Origin of the sequence: Noviherbaspirillum soli, assembly GCF_015352955.1 — a bacterium.
In the GTDB taxonomy this organism is placed as follows: Bacteria; Pseudomonadota; Gammaproteobacteria; order Burkholderiales; family Burkholderiaceae_D; genus Noviherbaspirillum_A; species Noviherbaspirillum_A soli.
The window spans coordinates 36,310-59,436 of sequence record NZ_JACYOX010000003.1 but is presented as its reverse complement, the minus strand read 5'-3'; the positions used below and the strand labels follow the sequence as shown (position 1 = coordinate 59,436).

Genomic DNA, 23,127 nt, shown 5'->3' with positions numbered 1-23,127 from the left:
ATTCGGAACATGGCCCCGGCGCCCGGCAATTTGGCCGCTGGATGCTGCTTGCGCGCCGTCAATCGCGCTGCCGGACAGGGCTGCTGCTGACACATCTGGTAACGCTGCTTACGCATCCGCCCTAGATGCGACGCCGTTCCCACGGTGTAATGAAGGTGTTTCCACATGGAGGTGCACATGAAAATCCCAGTCAAGATCATTGCAGGCATCCTCGCCGGCGCCACCGTGCTTCTCTCGGCGCCCGCCGCGATGGCCCACACGGTACGCGATGCGCACGGCCATTACCGCGCTCATCGCCACGCGCATCCGCATCATGTCGCGCCGGTGCGGCATGCATACCGCCATGACCATCGGTACCCGCAACGCGTGCTTCCGGCCCGCGGCCAGCGCGACCGCGACGGCGACGGCGTGCCCAACCGCTTCGACGCGCGCCCGGATAATCCGCGGCGCTACTGATCCTCGCTCGTCAACCCACGGAGAATCCGATGCGCAAGCTGATCCTGCCGCTCGCCGCCGCCAGCATCCTGTTATCCGGCTGCGTGGTGGCGCCTTATGACCCGGTCGGGCCGGGTTATTACCGCCAGCCGCATCATGGCTACTACGGCCCGCCGGGCCGTGGCTACTATCGTGACCGGGATGGCGACGGCATACCCAACCGTTACGACCGCGCGCCGGGCAATCCTTACCGTTATTGACCCGCCGCCGGGTTGGCTGCGCTGCGCTGCGGTAAGCTGGCGTCCTCTTTATCGGACACAGGGAGGACGCCATGCGCATGACCAAGCTGCCATCGGGCGAAGCCGTATCGGCGCTGGGCCAGGGCACCTGGTATATGGGTGACCTGCCGGCACGCCGTGCCGCCGAACTGGCGGCGCTGCGCGCCGGCATGGACCTCGGCATGACGCTGATCGATACCGCCGAGATGTATGGCGACGGCGCCGCCGAGCGCTTGGTCGGCGAAGCCCTCGCCGGCCGGCGCGATTCTGCCTTTATCGTCAGCAAGGTGCTGCCGCACCATGCCACCCGGCGCGGCACCGTGGCCGCATGCGAGGCCAGCTTGAAGCGCCTGGCCACCGACCGCATCGACCTCTACCTGCTGCACTGGCGCGGCGGCGTGCCGCTGGAAGAAACCCTGGCCGGATTCGCCGATCTGCAGCGGGCCGGGAAGATACGCCATTGGGGCGTCAGCAATTTCGACGTGGATGACATGCGGGAATTGAACGCGATCGCCGGCGCCGCGGCGGCGGCCAATCAGGTGCTGTACAACCTGACGCGGCGGGGCATTGAATTCGACCTGCTGCCGCAGTGCGGCGCAAGCGGCGTGCCGCTGATGGCCTATTCGCCGATAGAGCAGGGACGGCTGCTGCGCGATCCGACGCTGGCTGCGATCGCCAGCCGCCACCAGGCCACGCCGGCTGCGGTTGCGCTGGCCTGGGTGTTGCGCCAGCCAGGCATGATCGCCATTCCCAAGGCATCGAGCGAGGCGCATGTCCAGGAGAACCATGCCGCGCTAGATATCGTGCTGAATGACGAGGATCTTGCCGCGCTTGACCGCGCCTTCGCGCCACCCCGTTCAAGGCAGCCGCTGGAAATGATTTAAGCCAGAATAATTTTCTGGCAGGAAATTAAACAGGGCTTGCGGCTGCGCAAGCCTGGTGCATTCCTGCTCGATTTCAGTGAATCTGGTGCCTGAGCGAAAGAAAAGCGCTGCAATTTGCGCTATACCTATAAAAACATGCAAATTGGTGATTTGCCATTTACTTTGAATGTGCCATTATGCTGCGTATCGAATTGACCAAGCTTTTGGGATTTCGGTAAGCAGAACGTGCAGGGCGATCTAGACCGGCATTTTCGTATTTTTTATCTTAGGAATGTGGACGCAATTATGGCAACAGGTACCGTGAAGTGGTTTAACGACGCAAAGGGCTTTGGTTTCATCACCCCGGACGCAGGCGGCGAAGATTTGTTCGCGCATTTCTCCGCAATCAACGCATCCGGATTCAAATCCCTGCAAGAAGGCCAGAAAGTAAGCTTCGAAGTCACCCAGGGCCCAAAAGGCAAGCAAGCTTCGAACATCCAGCCAGTGTAATACCCATCACCAGCGTCATTGCGACGCAGTGATGCTCAAAGCCTGCACCGACCCGGTTAGCGGGCTTTTTTTATGGGCGACGCATTCCGGGCCGCCTAGCCGCCCATATTGGGCACGACGCCCGGTGAAGCGGGGACATGCTCGATGTCGCCATCGCGCACCGCCAGATGCAGGCTGTCGATGATCCCGGCGGCCTCTTCGCCGCCGACCGCGGGCCGGCTTGCCTGCAGGCGCGCGATCAATTCCTCCCGCGACGAGCACAATGAACGGTCCTTGTCGCCAAAGTCGATGGCGGCCGCCCCGTCATAACCCGAGATCTGCGCCAGCAATTGCCGGGCCTCGCTCTCCTGCAGCCGCAATGCATCACCCAGCACGGCGGCCTTCTGCTCGAATTCCTCACGATTGAGATACGGAGTATGCATCGTCATGGTCCCTATGATCGGCGCCGAACGGCAGACCGGACCAACATAGCGGATAGCGGCGCGATGTCCCGGCACTTCCGCGCCCGGGCTTGAAATTGCTCAACAATCCATGCTTGCGGCCATCCTGCGCCTGAAGTTTGGAAGGGCAACGGAACGAAGGCCGCGGCCCGATGCCAAACCGGCATCAGGACTCGCCAACGGAATCGCCATGCCAGGCATGCTGCCCAAAGCGCCGCTGTTTCCCTCCTCGTTCACCCAGGGCCTGCCTGCCTGCGAACTGGTTCTGCCACCCGCAGCGCCGCGCCATGCGGATGTCAACCGGCTGGCGCGTTCGCTGCCGCCCGGCATGCCTGACCGCTTGGAGGTCAGCATTACGCGGGCTGCGAACGGCAGCGAGCGCTGCACCGCGGCCTGGTACGGCAAGCGCGCCTACCTGATCCATCTGGCATTGCTGCCGGCCGAGAGCTGAAGCTCCCGGCTTGTCAGCGCAGCGCGCCCGATCCGCCGCGCGGCGTACGGGCACGTGCTCCCTGCCCAGCGCCGGCGCCTGAAAGGCCGCCGGGAACGCCCGCGCTGGCCGGCATCACGGTGGAGATCGCATGCTTGAACACGATCTGCGTCACGTCGCCGTGGACCGCAAGCACATAGTTGTCGAAAGACTCGATGGTGCCATGCAGCTTGATGCCATTGACCAGAAAGATGAACACCGGGGTGCGCTGGTCGCGCAGGTTCTCGAGGAATGCTGCTTGTAATAATTGCGGGTTACGTTCCACGGCACTTCCTTCAAAGGACAGGTTGGAGCGGCAGGCTGCGTTCGGCGCAAGACTCCGGGCGCAAAGGCGAACATTCAGCGTCGGTTCAGCTTAGTCCACAGCTTTGCGCCAAGGTTCGGTGTTCGACATCCAAAAGCGGCAACCGTCAAGTCGGGCTGGCGTTGTGCAGCCAACACAGTCGGTCGGCCGGGCTGGATGCGGCGCGCCGTCTTGCACGATCAGTTAACCGCAATCCTTACCACCTTGATACAATGTTTCTCCAAAGAATCTTTGTGGTGATCCGGATAGTCGCCGTGAAACGTGCTGCGTCAATGTGCTGCGCCCGGCGCGACTCCATCCCTTAACCTGTTCAGGTCGCCTGGCCGTGATTGCAGCATGAAAACTATTTCCAGCAGTGTGTCCGCCCACGCCGGCATCGGCAGCCAGCCCGCGAACCAGGTCAAGACGCTGGTGTGGATGACCGACACCAACGATGTGATCATTTACCTCAGCCGCAGCATCGCCCATCTGTTCGAGCTGGGCAACGTGCTGTCGGTCGACATGTACGTGCGCTTCATCCATCCGGACGACCAGGCGCGCGTGCGGCAGGTTTTCAGCCAGGCCAAGGCGGCACGGGAGGATTGCCAGGCGGATTACCGGGTCGCCGCGCCGGATGGCTCGGTGCGCTGGGTCACCGGCTCGGGCGCGCCGCGCTTTGCCGATAACGGCGACTTCCTCGGCTATGCCGGCGCCCTGATCGACGTCAGCGAGCAGTATGCCGCGCTGGAGCAGTTGGCCAAGAGCGAGGCCAGCCACCGTCTGCTCACCGAGAACAGCCAGGACCTGATCAGCCATCATGAAGCCTACACCGGGGTCTATCGCTATGCCTCGCCGTCCTTCGAACGGGTGCTGGGCTACGCGCCCGCGGAGCTGGTCGGCAAGGTCAGCATCTACCACCAGGTGCATCCCGACGACATCGACGTGATCCGGCAGGAGATCGCGCGCCAGGCCGGCAGCGACGGCGACAGCCGGCTCATCGAATTCCGGGTGCGCCACAAGGACGGCCACATGGTGTGGATGGGCACCAATGTCAAGCTGATGGTGCAGCCGGCGACCAGGGAGAACATCGGCTCGATCGCTGTCTCGCGCGACATCAGCGGGGAAGTGGAAATCGCGGAAAAGCTGGCCCAGCTGGCCGAGGAAAACAAGGCGCTGGTCGAGAACTCGCTGGACATCATCGCGCTGCTGGACGGCGACGGCCGCTTCCTGCGCCTGAACGCGGCAACCCATGACATCCTGGGCTATGCGCCGCAGGAACTGATCGGCCGCTCCTACCTGGAATTGCTCGACAGCGATGAAGTCATCCGGATGCGCGGCCTCGATGCCGGCCTGCGCAGCGGCCAGAATACCGCCACGGACCTGGAGGCCCGGTTCCGGCGCAAGGACGGCCGCATCATCCATCTGTCGCTGGGCATGCGCTGGTCCGAACACAAGCAGCTGATGTATGCCACCGCGCGCGACGTCACCGAGCGCTACCGGGCGCAGGATGAATTGCGCAAGTCCAAGGAGCGGGTCGACGCGATGCTGGAAAGCATAGGCGACGCCTTCTTCGCGCTCGACGGCGACTGGCGCATCACCTACGCCAACCGCAAGGCGTGCGCCTTTGCCTCGGTCGAGCCGGCCACGGCGATCGGCAGGCCGCTCATGGACCTGGTGCCGTCGATGCGGGACTGGGGCTCGCTGCTGCATTACCGCAATGCGATGGAGCGGCGCGAGAGCGCCTTCTTCGAAGACTACTGGCCGCCCAAGAACGCCTGGGTGGAAGTGCGCGTCTATCCGAACGAGGATGGCATCTCGGTGTACTTCCACGACGTCACCGACAAGCGCATGGCCGAAAACGCGCTGCGCAAGAGCGAGAAACGGTTTCGCAACCTGTTCGACCAGGCGGGCGACAGCATCATCATCGCCGACGGCATGCTGCGCATCCACGATGCCAACAAGCGTGCCTGCGAGGCGCTGGGCATGGACCGCGAAGCGCTGCTGCGCCTGACGATAGGCGACGTGGCGCCGCGCTTCGATGCCGCGCCGGCGCTGTGGGACCGGCTGCGCGCCGGCCAGACCCGGCTGGTGCAGAGCACCGTCAGCCATGCCGGCGGCACCACCTTCCCGGCCGAGATCCATGTGTCGCGCTTCGAGGAAGACGGCAATGAATACCTGCAGGCGATCGCGCGCGATGTGACGGAGCGGATCGAGGCCCAGAAGAAGATCAGCGCCAGCGAGCAGCGCTTCCGCGAGGTGCTGGAAATGACGCCGGCCGGCTACCTGGTGGCCGATGGCCAGGCCAGGATCACCGACGTCAACCCGGCGCTGTGCCTGATCGCCGGCTATGCCCGGGAAGAACTGATCGGCCGCACGCTCGACATGCTGTTTGCCTACTGTCCATGGGAGGGCGTGGCATTCGCGCCGGACGGACCGACCTCCACCCACGGCGCAGAGGCCGTGCTGCGGCACCGCAACGGCGGCCAGGTCTACGTGCTGTTCAATGGCAGCATCAGGCGCAACGCCGACGGCCGGGCCGAGTCCATGACCGGCCTTTTGACCGACATCACCGCACGCAAGGAAGCCGAGAGCCGGCTGGAACGGCTGGCCACCCATGACACCCTGACCGGCCTGCCCAACCGCAGCCTGCTCAACGACCGGGTCCAGCAGATGCTGGCCACCGGCCCGCGCAACATGCCGGTGGCGGTGATGTTCATCGACCTCGACCGCTTCAAGGAAGTCAACGACTCCTTCGGCCACGAGCCGGGCGATGTGCTGCTGCGGGAAGTGGCCGGACGCCTGGCGCGCGCGCTGCGGCCCAGCGACGTCATCGCCAGGCTGGGCGGCGATGAATTCGTGGTCGCTGCCTATTGCTCCACCGGCGCGGCGGGGGCGGCCAGCATCGCCGAGAAGCTGCTGGGCACATTGGCGGCGCCGATCGACATCGGCCACCAGGAAGTGATCATTGGCGCCTCGATCGGCATCAGCATGTTCCCCGACCATGCGCGCACCAAGGAACTGCTGTTCCAGAGCGCCGACACCGCGATGTACCGCGCCAAGGCGGCGGGCCGCAACGGCTACCGTTTCTTCGAAGCGGAAATGACGGTGGAGGCGCGCACCCGGATGACGCTGGAACTATCGCTGCGCCATGCGCTGGCGCGCGGGGAATTCGAGCTGCACTACCAGCCGCGCATCGACCTGCGGGCCATGTCCATCGTCGGCATGGAGGCGCTGATCCGCTGGAACCATCCGGAACTCGGCCTGGTGTCGCCGATGCAGTTCATACCCATCGCGGAGGAAACCGGGCTCATCGAAGGCATCGGCGAGTGGGTGCTGCAGGAGGCATGCCTGCAGAGCCAGCGGCTGATGGACAAGTTCGGGCGCGCGCTGTGCGTGTCGGTGAACATGTCGGCGCGACAGCTCAAATACCGCGCCATCGTCGACCAGGTCGGGGCGGCGCTGCAGCGGGCCGGGCTGAAGCCGGGATTGCTGGAACTGGAGCTGACGGAAAGCGCGCTGATCGAGAACATCGAGCATACGGCGCGGCTGCTGAAGGAATTGAAGGGGTTGGGCGTGCGCATCGCGGTGGACGACTTCGGCACCGGCTATTCCGGCCTGGCCTACCTGCGCCGCTTCCAGCTCGACGTGTTGAAGCTGGACCGCTCCTTCGTGCATCAGCGGGACGAGAACGACCAGAACTTCGAATTCATCAAGGCCTTTGTCGACATGGCCCATGCGCTGAAGCTGTCGGTCGTGGCCGAGGGCGTGGAAACCAGCGAGACCCTGCAGTTCCTGCGCAAGGCGGCCTGCGACGAGGCACAGGGCTATTTCCTGGCCAAGCCGCTGTCGCTGGCCGAGTTCGAGGCGTATCTGTCGCGGCTGCCGGCGTCCGGCAAGCTGGACTGACAGGCACAGGCCGAAGCGCAGGCTGGAACCGCAGGCCCGGCCGCTTGCGCCGGGCCTGTCATCGCCTATTGCGCGTAGGAGCAGGCTTTCACCACGCCGTACAGCGGATCGCCGAAGGTGGCGTTATCGCAGGCGATGCCATCGGTGGCGGAGCGGTAGGCATAGACGTCATTGGCGCCATAGCGCACCTGGCGGGTGCCGCTGAAGGAGCAGCTGCCATTTTCGCTGGCGCACTGGGCCCAGCTGGCATCGGTGGCGGCGGTGCTGCTGCTTGCGGTGGCCGTGGCGACGGCGGCGGTCACGGCCGACACCGTGCCGGCCACGATGGTCGACAGCGTGCCGCCCGCTTCATAGGCGCCGATATCGATGATGCCGTTGGCCGGCCTGGACTCGGTGCCGACCGGGAAACGGTATTGCAGGGTCGGCGACAGCGACAGGCCGCTGGACGAGGCGCCTACCGCTGCGCCGGCATCGATCATGGCCGCGCCCAGCGCCGGATGCAGGTCGAATTCGCCGCGGTTGATGAAGGACGGCGACAGCGAACGGTAGTTGTTGCGGTCGATTGCGCCAGCCTGGTTGGTTGCATTGCCGGTGCCGGAGAAGATGTTGTTCTGCAGCAGGGCCGGCTTGCTGACCTGGTCGCCGATCATCACGAAGGTGCCGCGCACGCTGTCGTCGTTGAGGAAGGTGTTGTTGACCACGTACAGCTCGTGGCCCGGGTTGCTGGCGCCTTCCTCGCCATAGGCCAGCATGGTGGCGGCCTGGTTGGCGCCGGGCTGCTGGATCACGTTGCCGATCACGTAGGCATTGCCGGCGTTGGGCAGGTCGATCTCGTAGCTGGGCTGGTTGCTCGAGGCGGAGAAGCGGCTGTAGACGATGGTGTTGGTGCGCGCGCGCGACTTCAGGTTGTGGCCGACATTGGCATCGTGTGAGTAGCTGCCGCGGAAGACCAGGCTGTTGATGTTGCCGATGTAGAGGTTGTGGGTATAGCCGGTTCCCAGGCCGTTGAACGCAAATTCGCTGTCCTCGATCACCACGTCGGAGGCGGCATCGCTGTTGGTCAGGATGCCGTTCTCGTTGTGGTGGAGATAGCTGTTCTTCAGCGTCAGGCCGCGCGCATCGAGGCGGATCGCCGCACCGTTCTGGTCGGGCACGGCGGCGCCGAAGAGCTCGACGTTGTCGATCGTCGTGTCATTGCCGTAGAGGACCCAGGTGCCCTTGCCGATGGCATTCTGGCCGGCGGCATTGATTTTCGGGCGGCCGTTGACGCCGCGTATGGTCAGGTTGCTGGCGTTGATCACGCACACGTCGCCGTCATAGCTGGCCGAGCCTTCGATTTCGATGGTGTCGCCGCTGGCGGCGGCAGCGAATGCCTTGCAGGGCGAGGAAAAGGTCTTGCCCGGTCCCACTGACAGCGTGGCGGCGGAAGCGCCGGCTGACACGGACAGCGCGCACAGGGCGGCAAGGGAGAACAGCGGACGTGGCGAGATCAGTGAAAACCTGGTCATGGATGAGTACATCTTTCTTCACAAGGGTTGGCGTCAGTACCAGCGGTTAAAACAGTCCACACTGACCCCCGGGAAGTTTGGATAGTTCATAGCCTGGCGGAAACGCCAAGTTAATGGGAAGAAACATACTCAACAATAAGACGGGATTGCAGGTGATGCTACAAGGAATGTATCGATGAGCTTGTACGACCGGAAGAAAAAACTGTGATCGGCAAAAATATTGCAGAGCAATTTTTTTGCCGAAATAACTGATTTTATTGAATCAAGGAAATCAAGATTTATTCTGGTCAATCAAATTTTTTCTAACAGGAAATTAAATACATTTCCTCATTGGAATAGTCCAAAAAAGTCGTCCACCATTTTCTGCAGCCGCTGCCATTGGCTTTCAATGGCCCGGATCGTGTCGTGCACGTTGGTGATGGTCTCCTGCAGCCGATCCAGCCATGACAGGCCGGCATGCTCTTCCCTGGAGGGTGCCGGCGGCCTGCGCGGATGCGCGGGCGCAGCCTCGCCCAGCAAGCCGCGCAGCCAGTCCAGCGCCGGCCCCCAGATCGCCGCACCCGGCCAGGCGTCGCGCGCTTTCGGGAACTGGGCAGCGGCGTCGATCATGCGGCGGCTGGCAGCCTGCCGCAGGAAGTCGCTGGACAGGAACAGCGCGTTATGGGCGCCCTGTCCCCAGTAACTGCTGCGCATGGTGACCCGGGCATCGTTGAAGCCGACCCAGGAACCGGTTACCAGTCGCGGATGCATCAGAATGAACCAGCCGTCGGTATTGTCCTGAGTGGTGCCGGTCTTGCCGGCCACGTCGAGCTGGATGCCGAACTGCCTGCGCACGCCCTGCCCGGTGCCGCGGTCGACCACGCCGCGCAGCATGTCGACCAGTTCTTCGGAAACGTCGCGCGACCATACCCTCTTGGCGCGCCCGGAAAATTCCACCAGCACCCGGCCCGAGCGGTCCTCGACCCGGGTCACCATCATTGGCGCCCGGTATTCTCCGCCGCTGGCAATGGTGCCGTAGGCCGATGTCATTTCCAGCAGCGTCACCGGACTGGTGCCCAGCGCCAGCGACGGCACTTCCTTCAACTGGCTCTGGCGCACGCCGGCGCGGCGCGCGAAGTCGGCCGCCCTGGCCGGGCCGACCGCTTCCATCACCTGCGCCGTCACCGTGTTCTTGGAATAGACCAGGCCGTCGCGCATGCTGACCGGGCGTCCGCTCGGCGCCGACTCGTCTTCCGGCCGCCAGACCGTGCCATCGTTCATCCGGATCTCGCGAACCTGGTCGATGAACTGGCGGTCCGGGTCCATGCCCCGCTCCAGCGCCGCGCCATAGACGAAAGGCTTGAAGGTGGAGCCGGGCTGGCGCTGGGCGCGGGCCACATGGTCGTACTGGTCAGCATCGAAACCAGTGCTTCCGACCCAGGCCTTGACATCGCCGGTGGTGGGATCGATGGCCACCAGTCCGGCCTGCAGCCGGGTCTTGTCGGCGCGCAGGCGGGCCATGAATTCGCCATCCTGCCTGAGCGCGGCCAGCGCGGCCGCCGGCTCGGCACCAGCCGCCACCGCATTGCGATAGGGGCCGGATTCACGGATGAAGGCGTCCACCAGGGCGGTCTTGCTGCGCCAGAAATACTCGAACGGCGTGGCCTGCCGCTGCGCGCTGACATAGGCGCCGGTGCTGGTGGCGAGCAGCCGCTCGCTGCTGCCGGCCCATTCCACGTCGGCCACGGCCTGCAGCGCATCCATCTGGCGCTTCACCGACTGGTTGGCGGCCGCCTGCAGGCGGGAATCGATGGTGGTGTAGACCTTCAGGCCGTCGGAATAAATGTTGTAGTCATTGCGGTCGGCCCAGTCGACCAGCCACTTGCGGATATGCTCGGCGAAATGCGGCGCCGCGCCGCGCGCTTCCAGCTGGCGCTCGAAGTCGAGCTGGATGGGCCGGCCCTTCAATGCATCGAAGCTGGCCTGGCTCAGCATGCCGCGCCTGACCATCTGCGACAGCACCACATTGCGCCGGGCCGTGGCGCGCGCCTTGTTCTGCACCGGGTTGTAGTAGCTGTTTCCCTTCAGCATGCCGATCAGGGTGGCGCTTTCCAGCACGCTCAGTTTCGCGGCCGGCTTGTCGAAGTAGGTGCGCGCCGCCATCTCGATGCCGAAGGCGTTGTAGAGGAAGGGCACCGTGTTGAGATAGTTTTCCAGGATCTCCTGCTTGGTGAAGGCGCGCTCCAGCTTCAGCGCGGTGATGGTTTCCTTGAGCTTCCTGGTGATCGAGCGCTTGCGGCCGATCTCCTCCGGATACAGATTGCGCGCCAGCTGCTGGGTGATGGTCGATCCGCCCTGCACGTCGCCGCCCAGGGTACGCACCAGCGCGCCGGCGGTGCGGTAGAAGTCGATGCCGTGATGCTCATAGAAACGATGGTCCTCGGTGGCGATCAGCGCCTTCGGCACGCTGGGCGCGATGCGCGAGAGCGGCACCCATTCCCGATTGAAGCGCTTGTAGGTCGCCAGCAACTGGCCGTCGACCGAGATCAGGGTGCTGGGCTGCTCGTTGCGGGTCTTGCGCAGGTCCGCCATGCTGGGCGTGAACGGGATCAGCAGCAAGGCATAGAGGAATAGCAGCAGCGCGCCGGCCGTAGCCAGCAGCACCATGGCGCGGCCTGCGGCAAGGCTTTTGGCGCGCCAGCCCAGGCCCGGCTGGATCACGGCCCAAAACGGGCCGGCGATGCGCCGCCACGGCCCGCGCGGCCGGGACCCTGTGTTTTCCGTATCGTCCAAATCATTTCCTGAATCACTATCCCGCGATCTCGGGTGCAATCTGAGAATAGTGGCTGGGCGCTGGCTGTGCTTGCGTGGATTCAACCGTAGCGCAGGCAGAATCGACGGCAGCACGGTCGGTTGATGTTGCGCATCCGGCGGAGATGCCAGAATTACAATATGGAAATAAATTTAAGGTCTGCCCGCCCGTCTTTTGCGTCGAGGCAAGACTTGCCAGGCGAAAGTGTCGTACAAGCTAGCCAAACATTTTCGAAGCACCCGATGGCAACTGGAAGCATAAGGAACGACGGTAAACCGATCGACGAGCAGGGGAATGGCCAGAGCGCCGGCGTGCCGGCCGACGGCGAGGTGGAAGGCAACAGCTACAGTCCGCTGGGCAGGCCTGGCATGCGCCACTGGCAGGCCAGCTACATCACCGAGCCTGGCCTCGATGACCGCAGCAGCGTGTTCTTCGCCGCCGTGGAAATGACCCGCATGCCCATGGTGGTGACCGACCCCAACCAGGACGACAATCCCATCGTCTTCGTCAACCGGGCATTCCTGGACATGACCGGCTACGAGGAAGACGCCGTGCTCGGCCGCAACTGCCGCTTCCTGCAGGGCGCAGAGACGGATCGCGACACGGTGCGGGAAGTGCGCGAGGCCGTTGCCGAGCAGCGTGCCGTCGCGGTCGACCTGCTCAATTACAAGGCGGATGGCAAGCCGTTCTGGAATGCGCTATTCCTGGGACCGATCTTCGACAGGGACGGCAAGATCCTGTATTTCTTTGCGTCGCAGATGGATATCACCCGGCGCCGGGTCTCCGAACAGTCGTTCCGCCAGGCACAGAAAATGGAAGCCATCGGCCAGCTCACGGCCGGCCTGGCGCACGACTTCAACAACCTGCTGCAGGTGATCACCGGCAACCTGGAAGTGGCGGCCCTGCATTGCGGCGACAATGCGCCGCTGCGCACCGCGATCGACCAGGCCGAACTGGCTGCCGCCAAGGGCGGCAGGCTGACCCAGCAGCTGCTGACTTTCGCCCGCAAGCAGCGGCTGGACCCGAAGCGCATCAGCCTCAATGCGCTGGTGGTGGAATTCAGCGAAATGCTGGTGCGCACGCTGGGCGAAAGCATCGACCTGCGGCTGGACTTGAAGCCCGGCCTGCCTTCCTGCACGCTGGACCCGACCCACATGGAAATGGCGCTGCTGAACGTGCTGATCAATGCGCGCGACGCGCTGCCCGGCGGCGGCCGGGTCACGATCGCCACCGCCATCATGACCGAGGGCAACCGGGCCGCGGCGCATCACCTGCCGCCGGGGCCCTACGTGGTGCTGTGCGTGATCGACGAGGGCGAAGGCATGCCGGCCGAGGTGCTGCAGCGCGCGACCGAGCCGTTCTTCACCACCAAGGGCATGGGAACCGGCCTCGGCCTGGCCATGGTGCATGGCTTTGTCCAGCAGTCCCATGGCCGGCTGGAAATCGACAGCAAGCCGGGCAAGGGCACCACGGTGCGCATGATCTTTCCGCTGGCTCCCGAGCGCGATGCCGCCGGGAGCCAGCCGGACCAGCCCGCCAGGGCGCCGGACGCCCCGGGCGAAGCGCCAGCGGCGGCGCAGACCATCCTGCTGGCCGAAGACAGCGAAGACGTGCGCCAGGTCGCCGCCAACTATCTGCGCAGCCTGGGCTACCGGGTGCTGGCGGCGCACAGCGGCGAGGAAGCCCTGGTGCTGCTGGAGCGCCATGGCAGGGTGGACCTGCTGTTTACCGACCTGATCATGCCGGGCGGCATGAACGGCCTGATCCTGGCGGAGCGGGTGCGCCAGAGCCAGCCGGACCTGCCGGTGCTGCTGACCACCGGCTTCATGGATGAACTGGTGCGCCAGGGATCGGGCGCCTTCGGCAAGGACATCCTGACCAAGCCCTACCGCCGCAGCGAACTCGCCGAACGCGTGCGCGCGGCGCTGGCCAAGCAGCATCCCGGGAAGCAGCCCGCCACGCCCGGCTTCCGCCATGAGGGCTGATCGCATGCCGCATGTGCTGGTGGCGGATGATGAAACGGCGCTGGCCGACATCATTGGCGCCTGTCTGGAAGCGGACGGCTAACGCATCACGGTGGCTAACGATGGCCGGGAGGCGCTGGCCCTGGATGCGCGCGACCCGGTGGGCATCAGCGCTCCCGCACAGTAAGCGGCGCCGGTGCCGCGATTGGCGCGACCGCGCAGGCAGTCCACGCGGAATACAGGCTGAAAATGCCTGGAAAAGACAGCGGAAAGGCTATACTACGCGCCACCTTTCCTTGCTCAGAACCATGCCATGCGACTTTTCGCCATTCTGCTCTCCAGCGCCCTCATCGTTCCGATGGCCTTTGCCGCCAGCGATACGGAAACCCTGCCATCCGGCGTCACCATCCAGAAGCAGAACAAGACCAGCGGCGCCCAGCCCAAGGCCAGCGACCAGGTCAAGGTCCACTATCGCGGCACGCTGGAAAACGGCACCGAATTCGACAGTTCCTACAAGCGCGGCGAGCCGGCCCGGTTTCCGCTTTCGCGCGTGATTCCCTGCTGGACCCAGGCGGTGCAGAAGCTGCATGTGGGTGAAAAGGCCAAGCTGGTCTGCCCGGCCGCCACCGCCTATGGCGCAGCCGGCATTCCCGGCATCATTCCACCCAACAGCACGCTCAACTTCGATGTCGAACTGATTTCGATCGAGTAAACGCCCAGCCAGCGGCGTCGGCCGGCAAGTGCCGGCCTGCGTCCCTGCATGCCGCCCAGCGCGAGATTGACGGCGCGCATTCTTTCTCCGACCATTGCGTCATGCCCCCTCTCTCTGCTTTCATTCCGGTTCTGTTCATCGTCTCGCTGGCGCTGTTGCTCAGGCACTTCCTGGGAGCGCTGGCCTGGGCTTTCCTGCTGGCCGTGATCACCTGGCCCTTGCACGAAAAACTGCTGCGCCGCGGCTGGTCGCCGCTTGGCAGCGCGACCACGCTGCTGTCGGTGCTGGTGCTCAGCTTCAGCGGGCCGTCGATCTTCCTGTTCAATGCGCTCGGCAACGAGGTGTCGACGGTCGAGCGGCTGCTCGGGCAACTGAACCAGACCGGCGTGCCAGCGCCGGCCTGGCTGACCAAGCTGCCGGTCGTGGCCAAGCCGGTGCTGGCCTGGTGGCAGGAACACCTGGCGGTGCCGGGCGGCCTGGCCACCCTGATCCGCACCACCGCCGGCGACCTGATTCCGCACGTGACCAGCACCATCAGCACGCTCGGGCCGACCATCCTGGCCAATGCGCTGTACCTGTTCCTGGCCATGCTGACGCTGTTCGTGATCTATGTGCAGGGACATACCGTGGTCAGCTACGTCGACCGCGCCGGCGTGCGCATCGCGCCCGGCTACTACCCGGTGCTGCGCCGCCTGTTCCCGCTGTCGGTACGGGGCACCGCGCTCGGCCTGTGCTCGGTGGCCTTGCTGGAAGGCGTGGTGCTGGGTTTCGCCTACGCCATCGCGGGCGCGCCGGCGCCGGTGCTGCTGGCGGTGATCACCGGCTATATGGCGCTGATCCCGGGCGGTGCGCCGCTGTCGTTCTCGCTGGTGTCATTGCTCCTGCTGGGCCAGGGCCACGCCGGCGCGGCGCTGGGCCTGTTCTGCTGGGGCGCGTTCGAGCTGTTCCTGGTCGACAAGTTCGTGAGGCCCAAGCTGATCGGCCGGCGCGTCGAACTGCCTTTCCTGGCAGTGCTGTTCGGCCTGCTGGGCGGGGTGTCGACGATGGGCGTGCTGGGCCTCTTCGTCGGTCCCTTCATGATGGCCGTGTTGTTCTGGTGGCTCCGCGGCGGCCGGGTGGACGCCATGGTCGCCACCGAAAAGCCTGCCAAAACCGACGAAGTGGCGCTTTAGCCACCTCGGGATTGCAAACTTTTTCATCCGAAGTGCGAAATTTGCAAGGCTGTACGAAATTCGGCGAACTTTCTGAATTTGCAGGCGATCAGATTACAATTTGACAATCCTGGGCCAACCGTATGAAACAAGTTTCCGTCGATAACGTCGTCAATACCTACCGTTTTTACGCTCCGCTCTATGACCGCATGTTCGGCGCGATCTTCGATCCGGGCCGCCGGGCACTGGCCGAAGCGGCCTGTGCGATCCGTCCGGCCTCGCTGCTCGAAGTCGGCGTCGGCACCGGCCTGACGCTTTCGCAATATCCCGCCAGCAGCGAAATCGTCGGCATCGACGTCTCCAGCGACATGCTCGACATTGCCCGCTACCGGGCCGAGCAGCTCGCCGAGCACAACATACAGCTCAGCCTGATGAATGCCGAGAGCATGGACTTCCCCGACGGCTATTTCGACTGCGTGGCCCTGCCCTACGTGCTGTCCGTGACGCCCAACCCGGACAAGCTGGTGGCAGAGATCCGCCGCGTCTGCCGCAAGGGCGGCACCATCCTGATCCTGAATCACTTCAGCGGCAGCCGCTTCTGGTGGCTGCTGGAACGCGCGGTGCGCTCGCTGGCCGACCGCATCGGCTTCCGTTCCGACTTCTGCTACAAGGAGCAGATCCTGCGCCACGACTGGGAAGTGCAGTCTGTCAGCAATGTGAATTTCCTTGGCTTGTCCAAGCTGGTGACGATCAGGAACGTCTGATTGCGCCAGGTTTCCCGGTTCTCTTCACGACCTGAGCCTTGCAACGCCCTTTTTGCCCCGGGCGTTGCGCAATGCGCAGCGCCCCGTCTCGCTGACACCTCAGCATCCGTGACGCCTCAACGCATGCCGGCCCCGGGCCTGTCCCACCCGTGTTTACCGGAGAGCCTCATGAAACGCGCCCTGCAGGCAGCAGGCAATTCCTCATCCCAAAGACCACGCATCGACACGCCGGCTGGCGCAGAGCCACCGCCAGACGCTACGGCTACCCTTGCGCCGATGGTCTCGGCAGGTGAGCAGAAGCGGACAAGCACCTTCCTGCAAGCCCAACTTTTTTCTCCAGCGTGGCCAGAAATGACCTCACGATGCTGAAAAGCTGACCCCGGCAATGGTCAGGGAGCTGATCAACGAGACCGACCGTGCCGGCAAGCCGAGCAAGCCCTCGTCATCGCCCCTGGCAATTTGCATGGCGCCTGCATGGGCTCCTTCACCGGAAGGCCATTCCACCAGATCGATCTCTATATCTGTCTGACAAGGCAATGCGGCCTGTATGACATCCCGGCCAAACGCGTCTGCGACGCCTTCGCCTGGATATGGGCCCAGCACAAGCGATCCAGCACTGCAACGCGGGAACGGGCGTTGACGCAGGCTCTGGACAAGCGTTGCCGCAGCGGCGAAGTGTTTGAGCAGATGCGGCATGACAGCCCGCTGTCCGGCAATGAAGCCACGTTCCACTGGCTGCTGAACCGCCAGCTCGACCTGGCCAATGCATGGCATAAAAAAGTGTTGGAGCCGGCGGTTCAGTGAACCATGAAGGCGCTGGCTCCTGGCAACGCCCTGCGTGGCATTCCCATGGTTTCTCCTCCCGCGCTGTGACGGATGCGGGCAACAAGAGGCACCCGGCCCCATCCGCAATTTGATCTGCGACAGCAAGCCCGGCAGCCATCCAGGGCTAACTAAGGTAGCAACAGCAAGCGAATGCCGGTCCATGACTATCCATGCCAATCAAGCGAGGCACGGTAATTGCAAGCACAAGCCTGTTTCGGACCGCATGGCTGCCCTGGCGGAAAAGCGCACCAGCGTGGAGCAGGCACCGCCCGGCATGCACACCGCCATGCAGCGCACGCAGCATGTTGAGGAGAAAGACCATGAACAGCATCAGCAGCAGGAATATCGCCGAACAACTTTGCACGCTGGCCACCCTGCTGGAAGCCGAAGCGCTGCGCTGCAAGGCCTATGGCGCGCCGAACGCAAGGGAAGTCGGCAGGCAGGCACGCGACGTGCGCGCCATGGCCGACCAGTTATGGGACGCCAACGTCGCGGTGCCCGTCGGACGCCAGCCCGCGCAGCGCGACCAGGCCACAAGCGGCAAGCCGGGGCGGACCGGCCGGCCGGCGCTGGACCTGCAGCACGCGATCGGCAGCCTGGTGATTTAACCGATTCGACCTGACGGGCCGGCCAGCCCGGCCCATCAGTTGATGACGCCCTAGAATGCCTGCCTGGCGCCTGCCATCGCGGCGGCGCAGCGCTCGAAAGGCAAGGCATGGATCTGGCACTCTGGCTGTCGCTGGCCGCATTCGTCGCGGTCACCGCGGTGTCCGTCGATGTTGCGCTGGGCTGGCGCCGCATCACCCATTTGAAGGATGTCGCCGTGCCGGCCGGCGCGCGGCAGCCGCGGGTCTCGCTGATCGTCCCGGCGCTGAACGAGGCCGGCACCATCGAGCCGGCGCTGCGCTCGCTGCTGGCCATCGATTATCCCGACCTGGAAGTGATCGTCATCGACGACCGCTCCACCGATGCCACCGGCGGGATCATCGACAGGCTGGCGGCCAGCCAGCCGCGCCTGCGTCCGATTCACCTGCGCGAACTGCCGCCCGGCTGGCTGGGCAAGAACCATGCGCTTGCCCGGGGCGCGGCCGCGGCCAGCGGCGACTACCTGCTCTTTACCGATGCCGACGCGGTGTTTGCGCCGAGCGCAGTGGCGCGCGCGGTCGCCTGGTGCGAAGCCAGGCGGGTCGACCACCTGACGCTGTTCTTCGACCTGGTGGCGCGGCCGCTGCTGCTGCGGCTGATGGTGATCAGCTTCGCCGCCGCCTTCATGGCCCGCTTCCGTCCCTGGAAAGCCGCCAGCTCGGCGCGCCATCATGTCGGCATCGGCGGCTTCAACCTGGTGCGGCGCACGGCCTATGACGCCGTCGGCGGCCATGGCGCGATACCGCTGGCGGTACTGGACGACATGGAACTGGGCCGTCTGCTCAAGGGCGCCGGCCATGTGCAGCATGTGCTGTCGGGCGAGGAGATGGTGTTCATCGAGTGGTACCGCAGCACGCCGGAACTGATGCGTGGCCTGGAAAAGAATGTGTTTGCCGGCTTTGACTACCGGCTCGGCATGCTGGCTGGGGTCACCCTGTTGGTGCTCGTTACCCGGGTCTGGCCGTGGCTGGCATTGCTCACCGCCAGCGGACCGGCCTGGTGGCTCAGCCTGGCCACCGTGGCGGTCGGACTGGCGCTGTACCTGGACTTGCTGCGCGCCAGAAAGTGGCCACTGCGCTGCCTGCTGTTTGCGCCGCTGGTGCCGGCCGTCGAGCTGGCCATCTGGTGGCGCGCCTGCCTCCTGACCGTGCTGCGCGACGGCGTGACCTGGCGCGGCACCCGCTATCCGCTTGCCCAGCTGCGGGCCGCGCACCGCGCCATGGCCCAACGCGGCAAGTGACACCGATCGCGGCCACATCGCCGATAATGGCGTCTTTTTGCGCAGCCGCCCCATGAGCTTTTCTTCCCTCGGTCTGATCGACCCCCTGCTGCGCGCCCTTGATGCGCTGGAATATCGCCAACCCACGCCGGTGCAGTCGCAGGCGATACCGCCGATTCTGGCGGGGCGCGACCTGATGGCCGCCGCCCAGACCGGCACCGGCAAGACGGCCGGCTTCGCGCTGCCGCTGCTGCAGCGGCTCACCATGCAGGGCCCGCAGGTAGCGGCCAACTCGGTGCGCGCGCTGGTGCTGGTGCCCACCCGCGAGCTTGCGGTGCAGGTGCATGACAGCTTCATCGCCTACAGCCAGAACCTGCCGCTGCGCATGGCGATCGCCTACGGCGGCGTCAGCATCAATCCGCAGATGATGAAGCTGCGCCGCGGCGCCGACGTGCTGGTGGCCACGCCCGGCCGCCTGCTCGACCTCTACCGCCAGAACGCAGTGAAGTTCAGCCAGCTCGAAACCCTGGTGCTGGACGAAGCCGACCGCATGCTCGACCTGGGCTTCGCCCGCGAGCTGGACGCCGTGTTTGCCGCCCTGCCCAGGCAGCGCCAGACCCTGCTGTTTTCCGCCACCTTTTCCGATGCGATCCGCGAGATGGCCGGCAGGCTGCTGCACAAGCCGGTGTCGGTCGAGGCAACGCCGCGCAATACCGCAGCCAAGGGCGTGAAACAGTGGATGGTGCCGGTCGACAAGAAGCGCAAGACCGAACTGTTCCTGCACCTGCTGAAGAAAAAGCGCTGGAAGCAGGTGCTGGTCTTCGTCAAGACCAAGAAAGGCGCGGACGAGCTGGCCAATGCGCTGTCGGCGCAGGGCATACCGGCCGACGCGATCCACGGCGACCGGCCGCAGCCGGCGCGGCTGCGCGCGCTGGAGCGCTTCAAGAGCGCCGAGGTGCGCGTGCTGGCTGCCACCGACGTCGCCGCGCGCGGCCTGGATATCGACGATCTGCCGCAGGTGGTCAATTTCGACCTGCCCATCGTCGCCGAGGATTACATCCACCGCATCGGCCGCACCGGCCGCGCCGGCGCGCGCGGCGATGCCTGCTCGTTGGTGGCGGCGGACGAAGTGCAGCAACTGGCCGCGATCGAGGCGCTGATCAAGGCGCCGCTGCAGCGCATCGAGGAGCCAGGCTTCCTGCCCGATCACCGTGTGCCGGCCACCGACGCCGCCGGGCGCGTGGTCAGGAAACCGAAGAAGCCGAAGAAGCCCAAGGCGCGCGCCTGAGGCGATAGGCATGCCCAACCAAAAGCCTTGTTGATTTCCGTCACAGCCCGGACTGTTGCAGCAGAGTTGATGCATAGCATAATGTCACTGCTTAAATGATGACATTCCGACAAAACCGGCGCGACTGCCGGATCACCAGGCTGGACAGGATTTATGACGAAGAGCGGCACGTTCGGCGACGACGCCGACGCAATGGCGTCCCAACACGGGGAATTTCTGGCAGGCGTCCTGGCGATGGCGCGCATCTCACGGGTCACCGTGGCGCTGGAATCCGGCACCGACGCGGGACCGTCGCTGCTGGAAGCGGCCAGGCTGACCGGGCATGCCGAAACCTGCCTGCTTTTCGAGGACTGGGAAGACCAGCCGCTGGCGGCGCTGCTGGCGTGCGCCGCGCAGGCAACAGGCGATGGCGAGCCAGGTAGCCTGCCCGAGGCCGGCAGTCAAGCGCAGGCACTGCAGCAGCTGTTGCATCAGGCCCAGGGACGTCAGCGCCGTTCCTTCCTGCTCATCCTGAACCGCATGGAACGCCTGCTTGCCCGGCCTACCCATGATCCGCACTACCAGATCTTCGAGCAGGCGCTGGTGGCGCTGGCCGGCGACCGCGCACTCGATCTGCATCTGCTGCTGGTGCTGGATGAATCCGCGGAATTTCTGCTGACCCGCCTCGAACACCGCATGCCGGGCATCGGCGACGGCTGCCTGCGCATTCCCCCTCCCGGCCAGCCGGCGCCCGGTGCCGAAGCCGGGCGGATGGGCCGTCACGAACTGCCGGCACAAGGCGCGGCCGCAGCTACCGGCAGCGCAAGCCGCGACCGCTCGTTCGGCATGCTGCTGGAGCGGCTAACCGCGAAAGTGCCGCTTGAACAGGCCGGGGACGACGGGCAGGCTTTGCATCGTCATCGGCCGGATCACCCAACTGCGGGCCTGCATGACAACGACGCCGGCATCGCCTCCGCGGAGGCGGCTGTTCCGCAGCCAGCCGCTGACGATGCGGCCGCGGATTTGCTCACGCCCGCCCCTGCTGCCTTCGCTGCCGCCGCGGAAACGCCGGATGCGCCGCATTCACCTGATCCGGACCGGCAGGAAGAACCGGAACACCAATCAAGCGGGCAGGAGACCCTGGGGCAGCACAGCCATGCAGCGCAGATCACGTCCGCGTCCGCGCCTACCTCCGCCGCAGCGATGGCCGTGCCTGACCTGCAACCGGCCGCGCCAGCGCGTCGCCGCCGTACATGGCCGCTGGCGCTGGGACTGCTGCTGGCAGCGGGCGCCGGCATGCTGGCATGGCAAGGACTGCCGGTGTCCGACCGCGGCAGCGCTGGCCCGGCGCAGGCAGCAGCGCCAGCCGTCGCATCGCAGCCGCAGTCAGCGCCGGCAGCGGATGACAAGGTGGCTCTTGCAAGCCAGCCTGCGGCTGGTGCGCCCGCGGCGCCGGCTTCATCAGACATACCGCCCCAGCCCGCAACGCCGTCCGGTCCGGACAAGCAGGCCAGCGCAGCGGCCCCGGACAAGGCAGCCAGCGCAACGGCGCCAGCCGCTGCCGCAGCGACCACGGCATCCACGCCGGCAGTGGTGTACGTCCATGTGCGTGACGCCCGCGAGCGCGACCAGGTGCAGGCGCAGCGGCGCGCCCTCGGCGCGCAGGGCATACGGCTGATGGAAGTCAAGGTGACGGGCAAGGGACCCAGCGTGGCCGACCTGCGTTACTTCCACGATGAAGACCGCGACGAGGCGTTGGTCGTACAGAAGGCGCTGCTGGCTGCCGGCGTGCCGGTCTCCAGGCTGAGCCGGATGAACGGCTATGAAGGCAGCACCCGCCGGCGCCAGTATGAAGCCTGGCTGGCCAGCCCCGCCCAGCCCAGCCAGGCCAGGCGTTGAGCGGAAAGCGCCCTCAGCCGCTGATTTCCTAAGCAATCAAGCGGAATTTGCGGTCAAAGTCTGAAGGAAGATTTTCGGAGGCTGGCAGCAGGAAACGTCTGGAACTGAGTCCGGTGGCAATTCGCACACTGTGCGGCATGGGCATTTTCCATAGCCATCGACGTAGCCATCCACGTACCCGGATTCGGGCTCAAGCCCATTGTGCGGCTGAGCCAGGGATTGACGCTGCAGCAGGTTGCAAGCGAGTTCGCAGTGCACCCGAACAGTGTTGGGCACTGGCGACAGCGCTGGAACAAGGATGGCTCGACCGGCTTGCACGAAGGCTTCATTCCGGACGCCTGCCGAGTTGGAATGAAGCGCAGCAGCAGGCATTGCGTGACCTGGCCAACCAGCCAGGCGGAACAGCGGGTGCGCTGCTGCGTCATATCAAGCAGCGCAAGCAGCAACATGCGGTGAGCGTCTATGCGATTAAGCGGTATTTGGATAGCGCGCGGATGCGCTATAAAAGGTGCCGATACAGCTTTGAAAAAACTTGACGGAGACGCCTTTGACCGCGCCAGAGCCGTAATTGGGCCGCTGCACCAGCGAGCATCCGCGGGGCAACGCGGACTGTTTTACTTTGACGAATCGGGCTTTCGTCCCAATCAGCCAATAAAGTATGGCTGGTCGCTTATCGGGCAGGTGCGCAGTGTTAAGCCACGCGCACATCGGCAACGTGTCAATGTGCCGGGTGTTCTACGCCAGGACGGCAAACCGGTTTCATGCACCCAGCAGCGGCCAACCGTGCGCAACGACGTCATTGGTTGCAACGGCTTCGCGCAAACCGAGGTTTTCGCGTGACTCGTACTTTGTTGATGGCAGTCGGGAAAAGGATGTTTGCTTGCTGCCGCGGATTTCAATTCCGCTGATGCTCCTAAGTCCTTTGTGGACGGTTTCCCAAAGCGGTCGGAAATTCGACGAGCGCGAACGAAAACTTTCTGGACCTCACGGACCAGTTCTGTCGCGCGTCGCTTCCGTCGCCGATACCTTGGGGCAAACAGGTCTCAATGACCAGCACCCTGAAAAATGACTTTCGCTGCAAATCTGGATTGGCGGTCTGGCAGAAAGCTGCATTCAAGAAATATTAATTCACGATTTATGCTGTAAGCCTGCATTATCAATATAGTGATTTATCGCG

Annotated in this window: 21 protein-coding genes and 1 pseudogene; 18 read left to right on the top strand and 4 right to left on the bottom strand. The window is 64.8% G+C overall.

From position 1 onward, the window contains the following. The first annotated feature begins 177 nt into the window (after positions 1-177). The 4 genes from IGW04_RS04340 (at position 178) to IGW04_RS04325 (ending at position 2,086) form a co-directional block, all read left to right on the top strand. Positions 178-456 (top strand): hypothetical protein, encoded by a 279-nt coding sequence (locus IGW04_RS04340; RefSeq protein WP_194711818.1) that lies wholly within the window; start codon positions 178-180, stop codon positions 454-456. A gap of 29 nt (positions 457-485) precedes the next feature. Continuing rightward, entirely contained in the window at positions 486-695 is a 210-nt protein-coding gene (locus IGW04_RS04335) for a hypothetical protein (protein ID WP_194711817.1), read from the top strand. Positions 696-766: 71 nt separating this feature from the next. Further along, positions 767-1,597 carry an aldo/keto reductase gene (locus IGW04_RS04330; protein ID WP_194711816.1) on the top strand — a complete coding sequence of 277 codons (831 nt, stop codon included), beginning with the start codon at positions 767-769 and terminating at the stop codon, positions 1,595-1,597. Between the two features lie 285 nt (positions 1,598-1,882). Beyond that, a complete protein-coding gene (locus IGW04_RS04325) occupies positions 1,883-2,086 on the top strand; it encodes a cold-shock protein (protein ID WP_194711815.1) in 204 nt (67 codons plus the stop codon). A gap of 95 nt (positions 2,087-2,181) precedes the next feature. Here IGW04_RS04325 and IGW04_RS04320 read toward each other — a convergent pair whose 3' ends face one another. Beyond that, complete coding sequence (locus tag IGW04_RS04320) at positions 2,182-2,514, bottom strand: hypothetical protein (protein WP_194711814.1); 333 nt, start codon at positions 2,512-2,514, stop codon at positions 2,182-2,184. A gap of 202 nt (positions 2,515-2,716) precedes the next feature. Between IGW04_RS04320 and IGW04_RS04315 the strand changes: the two genes are divergently transcribed. Then, on the top strand, positions 2,717-2,977 hold the full coding sequence (locus tag IGW04_RS04315) for a hypothetical protein (protein ID WP_194711813.1): 261 nt from the start codon (positions 2,717-2,719) through the stop codon (positions 2,975-2,977). A 13-nt stretch (positions 2,978-2,990) separates the two neighbouring features. Here IGW04_RS04315 and hfq read toward each other — a convergent pair whose 3' ends face one another. Continuing rightward, a complete protein-coding gene (gene hfq, locus IGW04_RS04310) occupies positions 2,991-3,281 on the bottom strand; it encodes an RNA chaperone Hfq (protein WP_194711812.1) in 291 nt (96 codons plus the stop codon). A gap of 375 nt (positions 3,282-3,656) precedes the next feature. Here hfq and IGW04_RS04305 point away from each other — a divergent pair, with 375 nt between their 5' ends. Further along, positions 3,657-7,205, top strand: a complete 3,549-nt coding sequence (locus IGW04_RS04305; RefSeq protein ID WP_194711811.1) for a PAS domain S-box protein — start codon at positions 3,657-3,659, stop codon at positions 7,203-7,205. Between the two features lie 65 nt (positions 7,206-7,270). On the opposite strand, the gene IGW04_RS04300 is transcribed toward IGW04_RS04305, so the two are convergent. Both IGW04_RS04300 and IGW04_RS04295 read right to left on the bottom strand, forming a co-directional pair. Then, entirely contained in the window at positions 7,271-8,713 is a 1,443-nt protein-coding gene (locus IGW04_RS04300) for a right-handed parallel beta-helix repeat-containing protein (protein ID WP_194711810.1), read from the bottom strand. Between the two features lie 327 nt (positions 8,714-9,040). Beyond that, positions 9,041-11,485: a penicillin-binding protein 1A gene (locus IGW04_RS04295; RefSeq protein ID WP_228526847.1), complete on the bottom strand. Its 2,445-nt coding sequence runs from the start codon at positions 11,483-11,485 to the stop codon at positions 9,041-9,043. A gap of 261 nt (positions 11,486-11,746) precedes the next feature. Here IGW04_RS04295 and IGW04_RS04290 point away from each other — a divergent pair, with 261 nt between their 5' ends. From IGW04_RS04290 to IGW04_RS04240, 12 genes and pseudogenes are all read left to right on the top strand, one after another. Continuing rightward, a complete protein-coding gene (locus IGW04_RS04290; protein ID WP_194711809.1) occupies positions 11,747-13,489 on the top strand; it encodes a histidine kinase famiy protein in 1,743 nt (580 codons plus the stop codon). 292 nt (positions 13,490-13,781) lie between these two features. Continuing rightward, a complete protein-coding gene (locus IGW04_RS04285; RefSeq protein WP_194711808.1) occupies positions 13,782-14,180 on the top strand; it encodes an FKBP-type peptidyl-prolyl cis-trans isomerase in 399 nt (132 codons plus the stop codon). Between the two features lie 101 nt (positions 14,181-14,281). After that, positions 14,282-15,352, top strand: coding sequence for an AI-2E family transporter (locus tag IGW04_RS04280; RefSeq protein ID WP_228526846.1), 1,071 nt, complete (start codon positions 14,282-14,284; stop codon positions 15,350-15,352). A gap of 122 nt (positions 15,353-15,474) precedes the next feature. Beyond that, a complete protein-coding gene (locus IGW04_RS04275; RefSeq protein WP_194711807.1) occupies positions 15,475-16,095 on the top strand; it encodes a class I SAM-dependent methyltransferase in 621 nt (206 codons plus the stop codon). A gap of 474 nt (positions 16,096-16,569) precedes the next feature. After that, positions 16,570-16,899, top strand: a complete 330-nt coding sequence (locus tag IGW04_RS04270; RefSeq protein WP_194711806.1) for a hypothetical protein — start codon at positions 16,570-16,572, stop codon at positions 16,897-16,899. Positions 16,900-17,240: 341 nt separating this feature from the next. Then, positions 17,241-17,528 carry a hypothetical protein gene (locus tag IGW04_RS04265; protein ID WP_194711805.1) on the top strand — a complete coding sequence of 96 codons (288 nt, stop codon included), beginning with the start codon at positions 17,241-17,243 and terminating at the stop codon, positions 17,526-17,528. Between the two features lie 107 nt (positions 17,529-17,635). Further along, on the top strand, positions 17,636-18,805 hold the full coding sequence (locus IGW04_RS04260) for a glycosyltransferase (protein ID WP_194711804.1): 1,170 nt from the start codon (positions 17,636-17,638) through the stop codon (positions 18,803-18,805). A gap of 52 nt (positions 18,806-18,857) precedes the next feature. After that, positions 18,858-20,072 carry a DEAD/DEAH box helicase gene (locus IGW04_RS04255; RefSeq protein WP_194711803.1) on the top strand — a complete coding sequence of 405 codons (1,215 nt, stop codon included), beginning with the start codon at positions 18,858-18,860 and terminating at the stop codon, positions 20,070-20,072. A gap of 153 nt (positions 20,073-20,225) precedes the next feature. Continuing rightward, complete coding sequence (locus IGW04_RS04250) at positions 20,226-21,950, top strand: hypothetical protein (protein WP_194711802.1); 1,725 nt, start codon at positions 20,226-20,228, stop codon at positions 21,948-21,950. Positions 21,951-22,151: 201 nt separating this feature from the next. Continuing rightward, positions 22,152-22,253 (top strand): annotated as a pseudogene (locus tag IGW04_RS26185) (helix-turn-helix domain-containing protein); the annotation flags it as partial. Positions 22,254-22,321: 68 nt separating this feature from the next. Continuing rightward, the gene (locus IGW04_RS25585; RefSeq protein WP_228526845.1) at positions 22,322-22,486 is read left to right on the top strand and encodes a hypothetical protein; all 165 of its coding nucleotides are present in this window, start codon (positions 22,322-22,324) and stop codon (positions 22,484-22,486) included. Beyond that, complete coding sequence (locus IGW04_RS04240; RefSeq protein WP_194711800.1) at positions 22,473-22,790, top strand: transposase; 318 nt, start codon at positions 22,473-22,475, stop codon at positions 22,788-22,790. The genes IGW04_RS25585 and IGW04_RS04240 overlap by 14 nt, the downstream gene beginning before the upstream one ends. The last annotated feature ends 337 nt before the right edge of the window (positions 22,791-23,127 follow it).